Annotated in this window: 12 protein-coding genes; 3 read left to right on the top strand and 9 right to left on the bottom strand. The window is 70.7% G+C overall.

Going from position 1 to position 18323, the window contains the following annotated elements:
- Positions 1 to 79 precede the first annotated feature (79 nt).
- Positions 80 to 1843 carry an aspartate--tRNA ligase gene (aspS, locus tag ACFY3I_RS23125; protein ID WP_390862348.1) on the top strand — a complete coding sequence of 588 codons (1764 nt, stop codon included), beginning with the start codon at positions 80 to 82 and terminating at the stop codon, positions 1841 to 1843.
- 68 nt (positions 1844 to 1911) lie between these two features.
- Here the strand turns inward: aspS and ACFY3I_RS23120 are convergent, their stop codons facing one another.
- Complete coding sequence (locus ACFY3I_RS23120) at positions 1912 to 4128, bottom strand: caspase family protein (RefSeq protein WP_390862346.1); 2217 nt, start codon at positions 4126 to 4128, stop codon at positions 1912 to 1914.
- A gap of 270 nt (positions 4129 to 4398) precedes the next feature.
- Here ACFY3I_RS23120 and ACFY3I_RS23115 point away from each other — a divergent pair, with 270 nt between their 5' ends.
- On the top strand, positions 4399 to 4614 hold the full coding sequence (locus ACFY3I_RS23115; RefSeq protein WP_390862344.1) for a hypothetical protein: 216 nt from the start codon (positions 4399 to 4401) through the stop codon (positions 4612 to 4614).
- Between the two features lie 69 nt (positions 4615 to 4683).
- Here the strand turns inward: ACFY3I_RS23115 and ACFY3I_RS23110 are convergent, their stop codons facing one another.
- The 7 genes from ACFY3I_RS23110 to ACFY3I_RS23080 all read right to left on the bottom strand — a co-directional run bounded on the left by ACFY3I_RS23110 (position 4684) and on the right by ACFY3I_RS23080 (position 15521).
- Positions 4684 to 6090, bottom strand: coding sequence for an FG-GAP-like repeat-containing protein (locus ACFY3I_RS23110; protein WP_390862342.1), 1407 nt, complete (start codon positions 6088 to 6090; stop codon positions 4684 to 4686).
- A gap of 131 nt (positions 6091 to 6221) precedes the next feature.
- On the bottom strand, positions 6222 to 6698 hold the full coding sequence (locus ACFY3I_RS23105; RefSeq protein ID WP_390862340.1) for a hypothetical protein: 477 nt from the start codon (positions 6696 to 6698) through the stop codon (positions 6222 to 6224).
- 183 nt (positions 6699 to 6881) lie between these two features.
- Positions 6882 to 8372 (bottom strand): polysaccharide pyruvyl transferase family protein, encoded by a 1491-nt coding sequence (locus tag ACFY3I_RS23100; protein WP_390862338.1) that lies wholly within the window; start codon positions 8370 to 8372, stop codon positions 6882 to 6884.
- 151 nt (positions 8373 to 8523) lie between these two features.
- Entirely contained in the window at positions 8524 to 10242 is a 1719-nt protein-coding gene (gene metG, locus ACFY3I_RS23095; protein WP_390862336.1) for a methionine--tRNA ligase, read from the bottom strand.
- A 155-nt stretch (positions 10243 to 10397) separates the two neighbouring features.
- The gene (locus tag ACFY3I_RS23090; protein WP_390862334.1) at positions 10398 to 12311 is read right to left on the bottom strand and encodes a VWA domain-containing protein; all 1914 of its coding nucleotides are present in this window, start codon (positions 12309 to 12311) and stop codon (positions 10398 to 10400) included.
- A 249-nt stretch (positions 12312 to 12560) separates the two neighbouring features.
- A complete protein-coding gene (locus ACFY3I_RS23085) occupies positions 12561 to 14507 on the bottom strand; it encodes an FUSC family protein (protein WP_390862332.1) in 1947 nt (648 codons plus the stop codon).
- 225 nt (positions 14508 to 14732) lie between these two features.
- Positions 14733 to 15521, bottom strand: coding sequence for an alpha/beta fold hydrolase (locus ACFY3I_RS23080; protein ID WP_390862330.1), 789 nt, complete (start codon positions 15519 to 15521; stop codon positions 14733 to 14735).
- 88 nt (positions 15522 to 15609) lie between these two features.
- On the opposite strand from ACFY3I_RS23080, the gene ACFY3I_RS23075 reads away from it, so the two are divergent.
- Complete coding sequence (locus ACFY3I_RS23075) at positions 15610 to 16989, top strand: PLP-dependent aminotransferase family protein (protein ID WP_390862328.1); 1380 nt, start codon at positions 15610 to 15612, stop codon at positions 16987 to 16989.
- Here ACFY3I_RS23075 and ACFY3I_RS23070 read toward each other — a convergent pair.
- Entirely contained in the window at positions 16982 to 17890 is a 909-nt protein-coding gene (locus ACFY3I_RS23070) for a hypothetical protein (protein WP_390862709.1), read from the bottom strand. The genes ACFY3I_RS23075 and ACFY3I_RS23070 overlap by 8 nt on opposite strands.
- Positions 17891 to 18323 lie beyond the last annotated feature (433 nt).

Here is an 18323-nt window from a genome sequence, read left to right as displayed (position 1 = left end):
CCCGGTACGCTGGGTGGTGTTTCACGTGAAACACCAGGCTGACACCACACCCCGATCCGCGAAGGCTGGATGAACCACGATGCATCGGTACAGGTCCCACACCTGCGGCGAGCTCCGCTCCTCTGACGTCGGCACCGACGTCCGACTGAGTGGCTGGCTGCACAATCGGCGCGACCTGGGCGGCATCCTCTTCATCGATCTGCGCGATCACTACGGCATCACCCAGTTGGTGGCCCGTCCGGGTACCCCCGCCTACGAGGCCCTGGACAAGCTCAGCAAGGAATCGACGGTCCGGGTCGACGGCAAGGTCGTCTCCCGCGGCGCCGAGAACATCAACGCCGACCTGCCCACCGGCGAGGTCGAGGTCGAGGTCGGCGAGGTCGAGCTGCTGGGCGCGGCCGCCCCGCTGCCGTTCACGATCAACGCCGAGGACGGGGTCAACGAGGAGCGGCGCCTCGAGTACCGCTTCCTGGACCTGCGCCGCGAGCGCATGCACCGCAACATCATGCTGCGTACGGCCGTGATCTCGGCCATCCGCCACAAGATGGTCGCCCTCGGCTTCAACGAGATGGCCACCCCGATCCTCACCGCGACCTCCCCCGAGGGCGCCCGTGACTTCGTGGTGCCCTCCCGCCTGAACCCGGGCAAGTTCTACGCGCTGCCGCAGGCCCCGCAGCAGTTCAAGCAGCTGCTGATGATCTCCGGCTTCGACCGCTACTTCCAGATCGCACCCTGCTTCCGCGACGAGGACGCCCGCGCCGACCGCTCGCCGGGCGAGTTCTACCAGCTCGACGTCGAGATGAGCTTCGTCGAGCAGGAGGACGTCTTCCGCCCGATCGAGCAGCTGATGACCGAGCTGTTCACGGAGTTCGGCGGCGGCCACGAGGTCACTTCGCCGTTCCCGCGGATCCCGTTCCGCGAGTCGATGCTGAAGTACGGCTCCGACAAGCCGGACCTGCGCGCCCAGCTGGAACTGGTCGACATCACCGACATCTTCGAGGGCTCGGAGTTCAAGGCCTTCGCCGGCAAGCACGTCCGCGCGCTGCCGGTGCCGGCGGTCCAGGACCAGCCCCGCAAGTTCTTCGACCAGCTCGGTGACTACGCCGTCTCCCAGGGCGCCAAGGGCCTGGCCTGGGTTCGCGTCGCCGAGGACGGCACGCTGTCCGGCCCGATCGCCAAGTTCCTCACCGAGGAGAACGTCGCCGAGCTGACCAAGCGGCTCCAGCTGGCCGCCGGGCACGCCGTCTTCTTCGGCGCGGGCGAGTTCGACGAGGTCTCCAAGATCATGGGCGCGGTGCGGGTCGAGGCCGCCAAGCGTGCCGGGCACTTCGAGGAGAACGTCTTCCGGTTCTGCTGGATCGTCGACTTCCCGATGTTCGAGAAGGACGAGGAGACCGGCCGGATCGACTTCTCCCACAACCCGTTCTCGATGCCCCAGGGCGGCATGGAGGCCCTGGAGACCCAGGACCCGCTGGACGTCCTGGCCTGGCAGTACGACATCGTCTGCAACGGCGTCGAGCTGTCCTCCGGCGCGATCCGGAACCACGAGCCGGACATCATGCTCAAGGCGTTCGGCATCGCGGGCTACGACGAGGAGACCGTCGAGCGTGAGTTCGCCGGCATGCTGCGCGCGCTGCGCTTCGGCGCCCCGCCGCACGGTGGCATCGCCCCGGGCGTGGACCGCATCGTGATGCTCCTCGCCGACGAGCCCAACATCCGCGAGACCATCGCCTTCCCGCTCAACGGCAACGCCCAGGACCTGATGATGGGCGCACCGACCGAGCTGGAGGAGACCCGCCTGCGCGAGCTGCACCTCTCCATCCGGAAGCCGCAGCCGAAGTAGATCTGGTCGCAGAAGTAGCCCGGCGCTCCGAAGACCCTAGGTTTTCGGAGCGCCGGAGGCTTGTCAGATCACCACTGCTCGATGCCTGCCACCGACTTCGCGATGACGTCCGCCACCCAGGCCACGCCGGCCACGTCCAACGTGACGCCGTCTACGGAGAGGAACACCTGGTAGGCACCCTTATTGCCGGCGTGCCGTCTGACTCCGGGGAGCTTGGCGACGACCTTGTCCAGCCGGATGTTGATGGACTCACGAGCGGAACGTCCAGACTTCAGCGATGGCACTGGGAGCTTGTCGGTGACGGAGCATTCCAGCTCCAGCGACGCTTCCCCCCTGCTGTTGACGTTTTTGAACCGAACGACGATCTCCACCTGGCCGGACCGGCTGTTCATCCGGCACTCACCTTCGGTGGCGGAGTAGTTGTTCAGTCCCGCGTACAGCTGGCCGACTCGGCGGCAGAAGTCCGCCTCGAGGATCTTGTCTGTACCGCTGGCGATCTGGATGATGGACTCCGCGTGGCGGAGATCGCTCACGAAATCCACCACAGACTGGGGCCGAACGCTCGGCTGCTTCGAGGTGGAGCACCGGTACAGGTCGATGAGCGTCTTGGCGGCCCGGTCGTCCACCCAGCTGCCGAGGTCGTGGGTCAGGATCTCGACGTTCTTGGTGAAATTCTCACCGCTGGGGTCCCGTCCTGTGATGATGAAGAACATCAGTTGAGCGAGGCTGAAGACATCTACCGTCTCACTCCGCGCTGTCCTTGCGTTGGGCTCGAACAGTTGCTCAGGCGCAGCGTAGTTGATGACGCCACCCACGCCGATGTTCGTCGTGACCGTCCGATTCGTCTCGTGGTAGGCCAGATCGAAGTCGGTGAGGTAGGGAACCAGGCGTCCATGGTCGCCGTAGGCGGCGATGATGTTCTCGGGCTTTATGTCTCGGTGCCTGACCTGTTGTGAGTGCGCGTGTTGAACGGTCTCACAGATGTCGATCATCAACTGGAGCACGGATTCCGGGTCGTTGCGGTCGATGTACGCCTTTCTCAGATTCTCGCCTGCGATGGAATCCATGAGGAACCCGTAGGGCGCGGCGAGCATTTCATGAACGCGCACGATGTACGGATGCTCCAGCTTCCGCATGTTGTTGTAGCCGTTCGCGAAACGCCTGACCTTTACCTCGTCATCCAGTTCGTTGCCATGAAAGATCTTCATGGCGTAGCGTGCTCCGCTTTCGTCCTCCAGCTCCCATACATGACCGTACCCGCCGTGGCCGAGGTGCCGGATGACTCGGCCGAAGCGGGTCAGCTCGCCGACGCTGATGTCGGCGAGGTTCTTCCTGAATTCCCGCACCCGGGCGCACAGGTTCGTCCAGTCCTCCTGACGCTTCAGGTCTGGGAGAGCCTTTTCGGTCTCTTCGAACCAGTGCACGACAGGTTCCAGTTCGATGGAGCACCTCTTGGAACCCTGCTGCAGCCTGATGTTGCGCTCGGAGAGTTCGGTGAGCTGGAGGTAGTGATACTGGTCGACGAAGTGGTGTGCCTTGGCCAGGTTCTGAGCCAGCTCGCTCTTGTCAATGGGCGGTCCCTCACGCTTCGGGAAGCCTGAGCCGAGGACCACCGTGCCCGCGATGTCGCCTTTGAAGACAGGTGTCTGTAGTTCTGACGAGAGTGCGGCGCTGACGTACTCGAAGACACCGAGCAGCGTGACGTCACCGTTCCAGTTCACCGCGTCTCCGAGCATCGCGCTTGTCAGGGCATCGGTGAAGATGCCGTGTCCGCGCCGCTCGGCCGCCGTCTCCTCCGGTCGGCAGGCCGCGAGGATGCAGCGGCTCTCGTTCACCGTAGGGACCTCGCGCTCGATGTCCCCCGCCTGCAGCGGTCTGCTGTTCGACCAGCTGTACGCCGAACCCGAATGGCAGCAGTCGAGAATGGTGACCACGTGGTCGAAGTTGCGGCTGGCAGATTCCATGATCTGCGCCAGCTGACTCAGCGAGATGCCGGGATCGAACATCTCGGCGTCGTGTGTGACCAGGTACCCCGCTTGGCCCAGCACCTGCCCGTGCCCGGCGAAGTAGAAGACGAGAGTGCCGCCCTCCTCTTCTCCGTAAGCCAGTTCGTGCAGATTCCTCAGTACGCTGCTGCGGGTTGCCTGGCTGTTCAGCAACAACTTGCTGTCGAAGTCGTACTGCTCCAGAGACAGGCAGTCGGCCATGTCCTTGGCATCGTTCACGCAGCCGAACAACCGCGCATCCGGGTAACTGTCAATGCCTACGATCACTGCCTTGTTCAAAGGCCCCCCACGCATATGAGCATTGGACAACATTGTCCAATTGATCAGGTAGTGCGACAGCCTAGCCCGATTTTTACGCTCCAGGATCGAAACCGATGCCTTGTTTCAGTCTTTCGCTGGTGCCTCCTGTTGCGCAGCTCTCTCCGGCGTTCACGGAGGCAGGCTCCTGCCAGAGGTGCGTGCCACGTGCTGACCTCCGAGCTGGAGGGTGACGGTGGCCGGTAGCCACCAGGACCCGACCGGCGACAAAGCGGCCATACCGGCCGGCTCTTGTTCGACGAGAGGTCGGTCCTGCTGTCGGCCGAGGTGGAGCCGTACGCGAGCAACACCACCACCCGCACCACCCTCGACGAGGACACCATCTACCCGGACAACGGGCCCGAGGGCGGCCTGCTCCACCTCACCTACGACCGTCACCACATCGCCCGCGGTGTCCGCGGGCGTCTGACCCTGGGCGTGGAGCCGGACACGACCAACGACGGCTGACATCCGTGAGGCGGCCGTGACGCGGTCGTCCGGGAGTCACGGAGGAGACCCCGGGCGCCCGCGGCGCGTTCAGATCACGGAGAGCAGTCCGTCGCCGCCCAGCAGGGTGCCCCACTGCTGCGTGAGGCCGACGGCGTTCGGCGTGATGACGCGGCTGCCCGTGGCAGTCGGCCGGGTGGAGCCACCGGGGAAGACCCAGACGGCTCCGGTGGAGTTGTTCTCGCCCGCCGCGCCGACGAACAGCTCCGGCCTGCCGTCCTTGTCGATGTCCCCGACCGAGACCGTCGTACCGAAGAAGTCGTCGGTCTCGGAGGCTCCGGGCACCCCCGCGGTGTCCTGGGAGAAGGAGTACGAGCCGGTGCCGAGCGCCCCGCTGCTGAGGCCGGGGATGACGGTGACCTGCCCGGCCCTGCTTCTGGCGAGGTCCTCGAAAGGCGACCCCACCACGATGTCCGCCCGGCCGTCCCGGTTCAGGTCGGCCACGGTGACGGACGTGCCGAAACCGTCGTACTTCTCGCTCGCACCGGGGACGCCTGCGGTGTTCTGGGTGATCTGGACCGGTTCGGCGTCGGTCGCGATGCCCTTCTCCGAGCCGTACCAGAGGAGTACCCGGCCACCCGGTGCCCCGTCCACGCCGGCCTTCTCGGGCTCATCCGGGTCACCGGCCACGAGGTCGGTGAAACCGTCGCCGTTGACGTCGCCGGCGGCCACGATGAGGCCGTTGCCGCGCAACTCGTTGTCGTGCCACGGGTTCACGTAGATGTTGCCGCCGGTCAGGGCGGAGTCCCGGAAGGTGGCGGAAGCCAGGTCCGGTGCCGTGTCGCCGTCGAAGTCGCCGAGTGCCACGGACAGCGGGGACAGGGTCCCCTCGTTGTCCACGGCCGACCCGAACGTGCCGCTGCGGGTGAACGGTCCGGTGAAGTACACGGTCGAGTCCATCGCGCTGACCGCGACCCGCGTATGCCAGCCGGCTCCGAGGCCGAGCGCGGCGACATCCTCGCCGTAACGGTGTGTCGAGGACAACGGAGACGGCAGGTCCGTGCCGCTCGTCAGGCCGCTCCGGCTGCCCCAGAGCACCGTCACCGCACCGGAGTCGGTACCCTTCGAGCCGTCCTCGTCCGGTGTGCCGACCACCAGGTCGGCATAGCCGTCCCGGTTCACGTCGGCGGTGGCGGTGGCGGCGCCGAAGGCGTCCCCGGTCTCACTGACGCCCGGCACACCCGGAGTGTTCTGGGTGATGGTCTTACGGCGGCTCGTCGACAGCCCCGAGGCGGCGCCGTACAGCACGACGACCGCGCCCGCGCCCCCCTTGCCGGACACGTTCGCGCCCGGCGCGGGCAGGACCGCGTCACGGTAGCCGTCGCCGTTGAAGTCACCCGGCACGGCGCCGTGCACGGCCCCGGCCGGGACGGCCGGCAGCAGCACGCCGCCGACCAGAGAGGCGGCCACGAACGCGGCGACACCCCATCTGCGCATGAGTCCCCCCTGAGGATTCCCCGGCGCGGACCCCCGGACGACCGCGTGCCATCGCGGTCGTTCCGGTCGATCGGTGCGGGCCGGGCGACAAGTAAGCGGACTTTACCAGCGCTTGGCCCGGCGACGAGCGGTCAGGTGTCGTACCGGCCGTCCCAGGGCTCGCCGAAGCCCAGGTGGTCCGGGTAGAGCTCGGCCCAGCCCCCGTCGTCGTCCTCTTTCGCGACCAGCCCGAAGAACACGCCGTCCACGATGAGCTGGAAGGGGCGTATCGCGATGTCCTTGTACGTGCGCCTCGGCAGGCTGCGCAACATGCCCGCCATGTGCGCGCGGGCCCGCGCCAGCACCGAATCGGCGCCGTCCGGCTCGCGCTGCTGCTCGGCCCAGCTGCCCGCGCACCAGATCTGCGAGTCGCGGTAGTGGCCCTCTGCGTCGAAGAGATGGAGCACGGCGTAGAGCCGTTTCTGCTCCTCCCAGCCCTCGTCGAGCCGGAACCCCTCGGGGAACGCGTAGGTGACCGACGCCAGGAACTGGCCGCCGGTGTAGTGACCGATGGCCTCGGTACGGCCGTGGGGCTCGTAGGCGATCGGGATGAGGTCAGGGGTTGCCATGGCGAAACCATACGGAGGTGTGGTGGACGTAAAGAGATCGGGGCGGGCTGATTCCCCACCGGTCTCTTCGGCCGGGAAACAGCTGCCCGCGTCAACTTTCGCCGCTCTCCCCCCGGATGGACACCGCACCGGAGGAAAATTCACGGCAACGTTGTCGATCTGCACAACCGGGGCCGGCGGCCCTCAGTCCTGGGTGGGCTTGGGCTTGGACCGGTGAACCCGGCGGCGCAGGGCGGGGCCGAGGCGGACCAGGAGGCGCTTGTCGATGCCGGTGACCCGGCGTTCCACCGCCGAGAGCTGCTTGGTGGCGGCCTTCAGCTCCTTGTGGAGGGCGTCGAGCCGGCGGCTGGTCTCGGTGGCCTGCTTCTCGGCGGTGGCCAGCCGGGAGCGCAGTTCCCGGTTCTCCTTGGCGTGCTGGGCCGCCTTCGCGTCGGCCGCGGTGATCCGCTCGCGCAGCCGGCTGACCCGGTACCGCATCTGGCCGTCGTCCCCGCCGTCCCAGACCGGCATCGACGCGGGCAGGTCCAGGGCGGCCAGGCGGGCGTCGAAGGCGGCGCCGCCGTCGCCGTGGGTGTAGGTGTTCTCCAGGCCGTTGCGGTCGAGGAAGGCGGTGATGCGCTCGAAGCGCTCGCCGTGGCCCTTGAGCATCGCGGAGAAGTCGGCGCCCTCGTACAGGTCCCGCGGATCGGTGCCGGCGTCCAGCTCGGTGAGCGGGCGGTGCGGGATGTCGAAGTAGCGGCACAGTTCGAGGGTGCGCGAGTCATGGGTGAGGACCACGCTCGGGGTGCCCGCAAGCAGGGCGGCGACGTTGCCGTGGATACGGGTGCCGTAGGCGAAGTCGTAGTCGCGCAGTTCGTCGATCCAGGTGGCCGGGTCCAGCGGCATGCGGACCTTGTTCTCCCGGAGCAGGGCGTGGCTGAGCTGGAGCGGGAACGGGTCGGTGTGCCCGGACTCCGGTGAGGTGTCGCCCCACAACAGGAGTTCCGCGTCGACGGTGTTCTGCGCGTAGTAGGTGAGGTGGGGGTAGCGCTCCCACGCGTGCCGGGCGATGCCCGCTATGTCGCCGACGGGTATCGCGTCCGGGGAGAGGCTGAGCGCGATGCGTGAGGCGGCGTCCGGCTCGGTGGCCCGGATCTCGGGGAAGGTGTCGCCGTACAGGAACATCGACGGACAGCCGATGATGTCGACGTCCTTGAAGCCGAGGCCCTCGAGGTAGCCCGAGGTCAGCTCGCCGCGGACGCCGATGGAGGCGGAGCGTTCCAGGACGGCGCGGGCGAAGCGGCGGACCGAGTCGGCCATCGGCTTCAGCCACTCGGTGTCGTAGTCCGCGGGTGCCTGGGCGCCGACGCCGAACACCACCACCGGGATGGTGAGTTGCTCGATCAGCGTGGTGAGCCGGTCCAGGGAGGCGCGGAACGTCGGGCGGAAGGCGTTGGCGAGCGGGACGACGAAGACGTCGTACTGCTCGTTGATCTCCGCGGCCCGTCGTGCCGAGGGGTCGGTCCTGATGCCGTTCGACGTCACCTCGGTGTCCGGGGTGGTCAGCATCTTGTGGGCCGAGTCGCTGAAGAGCAGGTTCCCGGTGTTCGTTCCGATCAGGTCCTGGTGGATGAACTCCGCCGGAGTGGCGACACGGAACGGGCTCTTCCCGGAACGGATCAGAATTCGCTTCACGGGCGGCAGACTATCCCGATGGTAAACGTGAGGTGAAGGAGAGGTAAGGGTCGGATACGTCTCTTTCCCGGGCCTTACCTCACGACCTCGCGCCGAAGGCCCGGCGGAGGGGGTCCTCCTGCCGGGCCTTCGGCGTGCGTGCGGTGCGGGGCTACTCGGCGACCGCGCCGCCGAACCGCTCCTTGTACGTCTCCAGGTCCTCGTCCGTGAGCTTGGCGAAGAGGACCGGCGGGACGGTGAAGGGGGTGCCGGCGGGGACGGAGACCAGCGCCTTCGCCTCCTCGGCGGTGACCCAGGCGGCCGTGTCGTCGGTGAGCGCGAACGCCTCGCGCATCGTCTTCGCCGTGGCCGGGATGAACGGCTCGGAGACCACCGCGTACAGGTGGATCAGGTTCATCGCCGTGCGCAGGGTCAGCGCCGCGCCGTCCTTGTCCGTCTTGATCTCCAGCCAGGGGGCCTTCTCCTCCAGGTAGGAGTTGCCGGCCGACCACAGGGCGCGCAGGGCGGCCGCGGCCTTGCGGAACTGGAGGGACTCCATGTGCGACTCGTACTCGGCGAGGAGCTCGGCGATCTGGCCGCCCAGCTTCGTCTCCGCCTCGCCGGGCTCGCCGCCGGCCGGGACGTCGTCGCCGAACCGCTTCCTGGAGAAGGACAGGACGCGGTTGACGAAGTTGCCGAGGGTGTCGGCCAGGTCCTTGTTCACGGTGGCCGTGAAGTGCTCCCACGTGAAGGACGAGTCGTCCGACTCGGGGGCGTTGGCGATCAGGAAGTAGCGCCAGTAGTCGGCGGGCAGGATGGCTAGGGCCTGGTCGGTGAAGACGCCGCGCTTCTGGCTCGTGGAGAACTTGCCGCCGTAGTACGTCAGCCAGTTGAAGGCCTTGACGTAGTCGACCTTCTTCCACGGCTCGCGCACGCCGAGTTCGGTGGCCGGGAACATCACCGTGTGGAACGGGACGTTGTCCTTCGCCATGAACTCCGTGTAGCGGACGTCGGCGTCGACGTCGTACCACCAGGACTTCCAGTCGCGGTTGCCCGGGTCCTGGTCCGCCCACTCCTTCGTCGCGCCGATGTACTCGATCGGGGCGTCGAACCAGACGTAGAAGACCTTGCCCTCCGCCGCCAGCTCCGGCCAGGTGTCGGCCGGGACCGGGACACCCCAGTCCAGGTCGCGGGTGATGGCACGGTCGTGCAGGCCCTCGGTCAGCCACTTGTGGGCGATCGAGGAGGCCAGCTGCGGCCACTCCTTGTCGTGCTTGGAGACCCACTCGCGAACCTCGTTCTCCAGCTTGGACTGGAGCAGGAAGAGGTGCTTGGTCTCGCGGATCTCCAGCTCGGTGGAGCCGGAGATCGCCGAGCGCGGGTTGATCAGGTCGGTCGGGTCGAGCACGCGGGTGCAGTTCTCGCACTGGTCGCCGCGGGCCTTGTCGTAGCCGCAGTGCGGACAGGTGCCCTCGACGTAGCGGTCCGGGAGGAAGCGGCCGTCGACCGGGGAGTACACCTGGCGGATCGAGCGTTCCTCGATGAAGCCGTTCTCGTTCAGACGGCGCGCGAAGTGCTGGGTGATCTCGCGGTTCTCGGCGCTGGAGCTGCGGCCGAAGTAGTCGAAGGCGAGTGCGAAGCCGTCGTAGACCGCCTTCTGGGCGTCGTGCGCCTGCGCGCAGAACTCGTCGACCGGGAGACCCTGCTCCTTGGCGGCGAGCTCGGCGGGGGTGCCGTGCTCGTCGGTCGCGCAGATGTAGAGGACCTCGTGGCCGCGCTGGCGCAGGTACCGCGAGTAGACGTCCGCCGGGAGCATGGACCCCACCATGTTGCCCAGGTGCTTGATCCCGTTGATGTACGGAAGGGCGCTGGTGATGAGGTGTCGAGCCATCGGGGGCTGCTCCCAGGTCGGTTTCGTTGCTGCTTTTGCGAGCCTTGAAATCGTAGCCGACATGTGTATGCCGCCCGCTTCCCGTTTTACGGGGTGAGAAGCGGGCGGCACGGGGCCTTGCGGTGGAGCCGGGGTGGAGCCGGAGGCTCAGGGGACTACGGGCGCCAGTCGATCAGTACGCCGTCGTACAGCTCCGCGTCCGTGAGCTCCAGGGGGGTCGGGCCCGCGTGGAAGAAGGCCGCGTTGTCGCTCTTCAGCTTGCGGAGGTAGTCGAAGGCCTTGTTCTCGTGCTCGCCGAACGCGACGAAGGAGAAGAACACCGAGGGGTGCGACTTCGCGGCGTCGGTCAGCGACTGGGTCGCGGGGGTCTTCGCGTCGGGGGCGCCGTCGGTCTGGAAGACCACGAGGGCCGGGGTGCCGGGGGCGATGTTCTTGTCGTAGTGGGCGAGTACGGCTTCCACGGCGGCGTGGTAGCTGGTGCGGCCCATACGGCCGAGGCCGGCGTGCGCCTCGTCGATCGCGTTCTCGGAGGAGGCCGGGGTGAGGTCGATGGTGCCGTCGACCTCGGTGGAGAAGAAGACGACGTGGACGGTGCCGGTGCCGGTGCCGGTGCCGGTGCCGGTGGCCGGGGTGAGCTGCGTGGCGAGGGCCAGGGTCTGGTCGGCGAGGGCCGCGGCGGAGCCGTCCTTGTAGTACGAGCGCATGCTCGCGGAGCGGTCGAGGACGAGGTAGGTGGCGGCGTGGGTGCCGGTGAGGCCGGCCTTGGCGAGGGCGGTGGCCGCGGCGTCGCTGTCGGCGTCGCTGTCGGCGGCGGCCTCGGCTTCGCCTTCGGCGGTGTCGCTCCCACCCGCACCACCCGTGACGGTTTCGCTGTCGGCTGCGGGTGGCCCCTGCGGGGCGGACCCGCCGTCGGCGGCCGCGGCTGCGACGGGCTCCGGGGTGGGTTCCGGGGCGGATTCCGGTGCGGATTCCGGTGCGGCCTCGGGCTCCGGCGTGACTTCGCCGACCGGCTCGGCCTCGGCAGCGGCCTCCGGTGCGGCCTCGGCGACCGGCTCGGCCTCGGCAACGGCCTCCGGTGCGGCTTCGGTGAGGGCTTGGGGCTGTGCTTCGGCCCCGACCTCGGCGGACGCCTCGGCGACGGGATCGGCCTTGGCCTCCGGCGCGACCTCGGCGTCGGGCTTGGGCTCGGCGTCGGGCTTGGGCTCGGCCTCGGCCTCGGTCTGGGCGATCGGCTCGGCAGCGGGCTCGGGCTCCGGCGCGACCTCGGCCTCCGGCGTGACTTCGGCGGCCGGCTCCGGCACAACCTCGGCCTCGGGCTTCGGCTCGGCGTCGGGCTTCGCCTCGGTCTGGGCGATCGGCTCGGCCGGAGCCTCCGGTCCGGTCTCGGCCGGGGCTTCGGCCCGCGCTCCGGTCTCGACTTCGGCAACCGGCTCCGGCTCGACCTCGACCGCGGGCTTCGGCTCGGCCGTGTGCTCGGCCTCGGCCGACGGGTCGGCCTCCGGCTTCGGCTCGGTGTCGGCGGTGGGCGCCGTCGTGGCTTCGGCCTCGGCCTGCGGCTCGGTGACCGGCTCGGCCTCGGTCTGCGGCTCGGTGACTGCTTCAGCCGCGGCCTGCGGTTCGGTGACCGGCCCGGCCTCGGGCTCGGGCTCGGGTGCAGCCTCCGGCTCGGTCCCGGCTTCCGGGGTCGGCGTTGTTTCGGATGCCGGGTCGGTGTTCGGGGGCAGGGTCGCCTCGGCGGCCGCTTCTGCCACCGCCTCCGCTTCGGCCACCGTTTCGGCCTCGGCCTCGGCCACCGACTCCGGGGTGACCTCGATCTCCGGTTCGATGGTGCGTGACGCCTGCTTCGGCACGGTCACGTTGTCAAAGGCCGCCGACACCAGATCGTGCTCGTCGGTGTCGGACGGACGGGGTTCCGGGACCACCGCGGACGCGGCCGGTTCCGGTGCTTCCTGCTTCGACGCCGGTTCCGGCGTCGGCTGCGAGGGGAGCTGGTCTGCACCCTCTGCCTCGGCGGGGCGCGGCTTTCGCGACCGGCCGAATGCGTTCCGCAGGAGAGTGAGAATGCCCATGTGCGCAACCCTTCGCGTGAGTTGATACCCGTCAATCGCTGGCCAGGACGGACACGTAAGGTTAGCGGCCCCAGGTTGCGATCTTGGGGAGGGTCGATGACTCCTGTCGGGCGTACGGCGGTCCAGTTCCGGCCGCCTGTCAACTCCCCCCAGGCTCACTCGGGTTCATTCTCCGTTCAATGATGGTCATGTTCAGGTCATAGATGCCCCGGCGGGACCGTGACCTCCGGCCGCCGGTTCCGGCCGAGGCTAGTGGGGGGACGTGATCGCCCGGGCCGCCGCCACCTCCTGGCGCAGCGGCTCCAGGACGCTGTCCGGCGGCCCCGTCAGATCGGTGCGGACCTCGACCAGGGTGTCGGCCTCCCGGACGCCCTCCGCCAACTCGCGCAGCTGGAGCGCGATCTGCTCCACCTCGGCGTGGGACGGGGGCGGCGCTCCGTGCCGGATCCGGACCCGGGCCGCCGTCGTCGCGTCGACGATGCGTTCCACGGCGACGACGAGCGGCCACCAGGCCGCCGCCCGCCGCCCGGTCGGCGGCGGCTCGCTCAGGGCCCGCTGGAACTCGGTGCGGACGGTGGACAGGTCACGGTAGAGGCGGCGCCGCATCCGGGCGCGGGCGGCCGGGTCCGCGCCCTCCGCGAAGGCCAGGTCGACATAGGCCGCCGTGTCCGCCACCGCGTCGGCGAGCCGGTCGCCGACCCTGGTGTGCCAGCTCTCCGGCCACAGCAGGTACCCGGCGATCAGCGCGATGGCACAGCCCAGCAGGGAGTCCAGCAGGCGCGGTGCGAGCAGACCGGTGCCCATGTGGTTCAGGTTGTCGGAGAGGAGCAGGATCACCGGGGTGACGGCGGCGGTCTGGAAGCCGTAGCCCCGGGGGGTGAGCGCGGGGATGAGGGGAGCCAGCACCATCATCACGGGCACGTCCGACCAGCCGCGCGGCACCAGCGCGAGGACGGTCGCCGCCACCACCAGCCCCACCACCGTGCCGAGCGCCCGCAGCAGCGCCCGGGAGAAGACCGAGCCGAAGTCGGGCTTGAGGACGAAGGTGATGGTGAGCGCCACCCAGTAGGAGCGCGGGACCGGCACCAGGGACACCAGTGCCTGCGCGATGCCGATGCACAGGGCCAGGCGGATCCCGTAGCGCCAGGAGTTGGCGGACAGGGCGACGCCGCGTGTGGCACGGGCGGTGCGGATGCGGAGCGCGGCGGGGCGGCCGAGGCGGTCGTCGATGCCGCGCGGATCGACGTCGGGGCTGCCCGCGACCTCGGCGAGGTGGCGCAGGGCGTGGTCGACGGCCCGGCCGGTCTCGCCGCCCGGCTCGGGCAGGTCGAGGGCGATGGGGCCGGTGCGGCCGGTGCCGACGGCGTCGGCGATCCGCTGGACCGCCGCCGGGATCTCGGGCGGCAGCGGCTTTCCGGCGAGCCGGGCGGCGGGCGCGGCCTCCACCACCGGGGTGATCGCGTTCAGCTGGGCCAGCAGGCGGGTGAGGTCCTGGCTGCGGCCGCGGTAGCGGGCCCGGCGGGCCAGGATCAGGTCGTAGGACTGGTTCAGCGACTGGGTGACGGTGTGCCGGGCGCGGTCGTACTCCTCGGCGTCGGCGGTGCCGATCGCCGTGAGCTGGTCGGCGACCGTGCGGTAGGTGGCGGCGACCGCCGAACGCTCCGGTACGCCCGAGCGCAGTGGCCAGGCCAGCAGGGCGACGAGGAGGACCGTCAGGCCGCCCGCGGTCATCAGGACCGGGGTCAGCCACCAGGCGCCGGGCAGCGGCAGGCCGGCGCCGATCACGGAGTTGAGCAGCAGGAGGAGGCCGGAGACGGAGGAGACCGCGCCGATCGTCGAGATCATCCCGGAGACCAGCGCGATGGCGGTGATGACGGCGACCGTCAGCCAGCCCTGGCCGTAGACCAGCGCGCCCGCGGTGACGCCGGCCGCGCCGAAGAGCTGCGGGACGGCTATGTTCAGGATCCGCATGCGGTAGGCGTCGGCGGTGTCGCCGATGACCGCGGACAGGGCACCCATGGAGGCGAGCGCGCCGTACGAGGGCTGTCCGGCGGCGAGGCCGATGGCGAGCGGGGCCGCCATGCCGAGGGCGGCGCGGGCCAGGGCGGGCCGGTTGAGGGGCGCGGCCTGTTGCGGCCGGAGGTTCCTCACCAGCCAGTCGGGAGGAGTGAGGCCGGCGGGAAACTCGCGGGACATGCCACCCATTATCGACGTCGCCGCTGGTGGATCGTGCTGACGTGCCGTCCCCGGCGAGGGGCGAAGGCGGCCGGCGCGGCGCGGGCGAAGGTGGCCGGCGCGGTGCGGGCGAAGGTGGCCGGTGCGGTGCGGTGCGGTGCGGTGCGGTGCGGTGCGGTGCGGTGCGGTGCGGCGCGGCGCGCGGGGCGGCGCGGTGGGGGCGTGGTGGCCGCCGTCCCGGCGGGGCTACGGCCGTTCGTCCACCCGGGTCAGGAACTCGCCCAGTGCCCGGTCGAACTCCTCCGGCCGTTCCAGGTTCGGCAGGTGGGCCGCTCCGTCGACGATCCGCAGGGTGGCGTCGGGGAGGAGCGCGCACATGGACTCGGCGTCGTGGACCGGGGTGTACTCGTCGTCGGCGCCGACCACCACCAGGGCGGGGACCGTGACCTTCGTCAGCAGCGGGCGGTAGTCGGGACGCTCGGCGCGGCCGCGCAGTGCCGCCGCGGCGCCCGCCGGGTCGGTGGCCGTCATCATGCGGTGGACGTGGGCCTTCACCTCCCGGCCGGCGCGGGGCGCGACCATCTTCTCCAGCACCTCGTCGGCGTAGCCGCGCATGCCCTCGCGGAGCAGTCGGTCGGCCATGGCGTTGCGGGCGCTCCTGCCCTCCGGTGTCTCCGGGGCGGGAGAGGTGTCGGCCAGGACCAGCCCCCGGATCCGGTCGGCGCCGAGGCGGTCGTAGCAGGCCATCGCGATCTGGCCGCCCATCGACAGGCCCGCGACGACGCAGGTCCGCACGTCCAGGGCGTCGAGCAGGTCCTCCAGGTCCGCGGCGAAGCGGGTGAGCGGGGTGCGGCCGGGGGTGACCGGGGAGGCGCCGTAGCCGCGCAGGTCGGGGGCGATGACCCGGCGGGAGGGGGCGAACGCGGTGCGCTGGGGGTGCCACATCGTGCGGTCGAAGGGGTGGCCGTGGATCAGCAGCAGGGGAGTCCGCGAAGTATGGGGGTTGTTGTCATCGTATGCGAGGAAGGGGGGCATGTGGACGACCCTAGGTCCCGCCAACTCGTCGGTGCAATAAGATCTTTGCGCTCGGTGCAATGTCGACGGGGTGGGAGCGGGGCAGGTCGTGGACGACTTCCGGGGGATCGCCGACCGGATCGCGCTGGACATCGCGCGCGGGCGGCTGCGGAGCGGGCAACGGCTGCCCCCGCAGCGGGCGTTCGCGCGACGGCACGGGATCGCCGCCTCGACGGCCGGGCGGGTCTACGCGGAACTGGTGCGGCGCGGGCTGGTGGTGGGCGAGGTCGGGCGCGGCACCTTCGTCCGGGCCACCGGGGTCGCCGCGCAGGGACGCGCGCTGGTCGAGGACGGCACCGCCGCCCTCGTCAACCTGGAGCTCAACTACCCCTCGGTGCCCGGACAGGCCGAACTGCTGGCGCCCGCCCTCGCTCCCCTGCTGCGGCCCGACGCACTCGGCGACGCGTTGCGCACCGGCGCCGCCGGCGGCACCCCGCGGGCCCGGGAGGCCGTCGCCGCGCTGCTCGCCGCCGGCGGCTGGCAGCCCGCCCCCGGCCGGGTCCTCTTCACCGGCAACGCCCGGCAGGCCGTCGCCGCGACGCTGGCCTCGCTGGTACGGCCCGGCGGCCGGGTCGGCGTCGAGCCGCTGACGTATCCGCTGGTCAAGGAGGTCGCCGCCCGGCTCTCCGTCACGCTCGTCCCGGTGGAGACGGACGCCCGGGGGCCCGTCGCGGAGTCCGTGCGCGCCGTGCACCGGTCGGCGCCGCTCTCCGCGCTGTACCTGCAGCCGACCCTGCACAACCCGACGTCCCTGACCGTGCCGGCCGGACGGCGGCTCGAACTCGCCGAGTGCGTGGAGGACCTGGGGCTGCCGGTCGTGGAGGACCGGGTCTGGTCGTTCCTGCACACCGGTCCCGAACCGCCGCTCGCCGCCCTCGCGCCCGGCCTCGTCCATGTCGTCGACTCGCTCTCCAAGCGGGTCGCGCCGGGCCTCACCGTCGGATTCGTCGTGGCGCCCCCGGACCGGGTGGACGCGGTGGCAGCGGCCGTACGGTCCGGGGGGTGGGGGCCGGGGGCGTTCGCGCTGGAGGCGGCCGTGCGGTGGATCGGCGACGGCACCGTGGGGCGGCTGGTCGCGGCCAAGCGGGAGCAGGCCGGGCGGCGGCAGGCGCTCGTCCGCGAGCTGCTCGACGGGTTCGCCGTACGGACCGACCCGTACGGGTACTTCGCCTGGTGGGAGCTGCCCGCGCCGTGGCGGGCGGACGACTTCACAGCGGCCGCGGCGGCGGTCGGCATCGGGATCACGCCCGGCACCGCCTTCCGGGTCGACCCGAGGCGGACGCCGGACGCGGTACGGGTCGGGCTCGCCTCCGCGGCCGAGCCCGAACTGGTGGGCGCGCTGCGCACGCTCGCGGAACTCGCGCGGCGAGAGCCGGGGGAACCCCGGCCGGCGGCCGACGGCAGCCGGGCAGGGCAGGACGTCACATGATGGGCATGTTCTCGCCGGCGGGCCGTGAGTCCGTTCTCAGGGAGGCGGGGTCGGCTGGGGCGGCCGGTGGCTCCTGCCCGGCGTCGGGGCGTGGGCGCAGCCGCCCGGTGAGCCAGGCCAGCGCGGCCACCGCCAGGCCCACGCCCAGCAGCAGCCAGGAGACCGTGCGCAGGGTGGACGTGAGCGCGTCGTAGACGGCGGCCGCCGCGGGGTGCGAGACGTCGGGCGGCAGACCGGCCAGTGTGAGCCGGCGCCCGACGGTGAGGGCGAGCCCCAGCAGGCCGCCGCCCAGCGCCGTGCCCAGCGCGGTCGCCATCACCGCACGGCGGCGGTGGACGGCGACGGCGATGCCGCCGAACGCGAAGGCGACGGCGGCGACGGGCAGCCAGAGGCCGGCGACTTCGAGCACGTGGAACCCCTTCCGGAGCCGGTCCAGTTCCGCCGCCGGGAGCACCGCGACGGCCGTGTGCTGGACCGGGATACGGGCCGCGAGCGGCACGTGGTCCTGGGTGAGCTGGTCCTTGACCTGGGCGGTCACCGGCGCGAGGTCGACCGTCACGGCCTCCTCGCGCTCGTCCTGGAGCGCGCGCAGGATCGCGTCGTGGGTCGCCCGGTTGCCCGCGTCCCAGGCCAGCCGGAACGCCCGGGTCTGGGTGAACGAGCGCACCGCCTCCCGTACGAAGGGCGCCACCGTGGCCTGCATCGGCCGGCCGACGTCCACCTCGCGCATGATGCCCTCGCCGACGGTCTTGGCCACCGCGTCCCGGACGTCCGGGTCGTCGGCCAGCGGGGCCATCGAGCTGACGTACTGTCCGGTGTCCGCCAGCCCGTACGCCGCCCAGGCCGCCAGCGCGCCGAACGGCAGCAGCAGGCAGGACAGCACGATCAGCAGGGCCGACAGGGCGTTCCGGAGCGGTACGGCCCGGATGCGCCGTACCGGCCGCGCGGCTTTCGCGGGCCCCGAGGGCACGGCGAGCACGGAGGGCACTGGGGGCACGCTTCCAGGCAAGCCCCTGAGGGCGGGTCAGGCGACCGGAGGGACTGCATCCGGGGCACGGCGGGGCGGCAGACGGGGCCGAACGGAGGACAGGACGGCCGGGGACGGGCGGCCGGGCGCCGGAATCCCTTGGGGCGTCGCGCTCCGGTGGAGGGTTGGCCCGAACGGGTGTTTATTGGTGCTGAGGAGCCGTCCTGGCCGGTGGAACGGCCGGAGCGGCTTCCGCAGGGATGTCGCCGGGCGGCTTCGGCGGTCCGGCGGCCGGTGAGGGGAATCACCCTGAGGGGAATCACCCCGGTGGGAAAAAGGGGAACGCGTGGGCCCCGGCCGCACGGCC

Origin of the sequence: Streptomyces sp. NPDC001068, from assembly GCF_042897315.1 — a bacterium.
GTDB lineage: Bacteria > Actinomycetota > Actinomycetes > Streptomycetales > Streptomycetaceae > Streptomyces.
The sequence above is the reverse complement of the archived record's forward strand: the minus strand, read 5'-3'. Positions and strand labels throughout refer to the sequence as shown.

Bases quoted from the DNA above. Each gene is read 5' to 3' on its own strand.
- ACFY3I_RS23085 (WP_390862332.1), bottom strand. From the start codon at position 14,507: ATGTCCCGCGAGTTTCCCGCCGGCCTCACTCCTCCCGACTGGCTGGTG.
- ACFY3I_RS23105 (WP_390862340.1), bottom strand. From the start codon at position 6,698: ATGGCAACCCCTGACCTCATCCCGATCGCCTACGAGCCCCACGGCCGT.
- ACFY3I_RS23090 (WP_390862334.1), bottom strand. From the start codon at position 12,311: ATGGGCATTCTCACTCTCCTGCGGAACGCATTCGGCCGGTCGCGAAAG.
- aspS (WP_390862348.1), top strand. From the start codon at position 80: ATGCATCGGTACAGGTCCCACACCTGCGGCGAGCTCCGCTCCTCTGAC.
- ACFY3I_RS23110 (WP_390862342.1), bottom strand. From the start codon at position 6,090: ATGCGCAGATGGGGTGTCGCCGCGTTCGTGGCCGCCTCTCTGGTCGGC.
- ACFY3I_RS23080 (WP_390862330.1), bottom strand. From the start codon at position 15,521: ATGCCCCCCTTCCTCGCATACGATGACAACAACCCCCATACTTCGCGG.
- metG (WP_390862336.1), bottom strand. From the start codon at position 10,242: ATGGCTCGACACCTCATCACCAGCGCCCTTCCGTACATCAACGGGATC.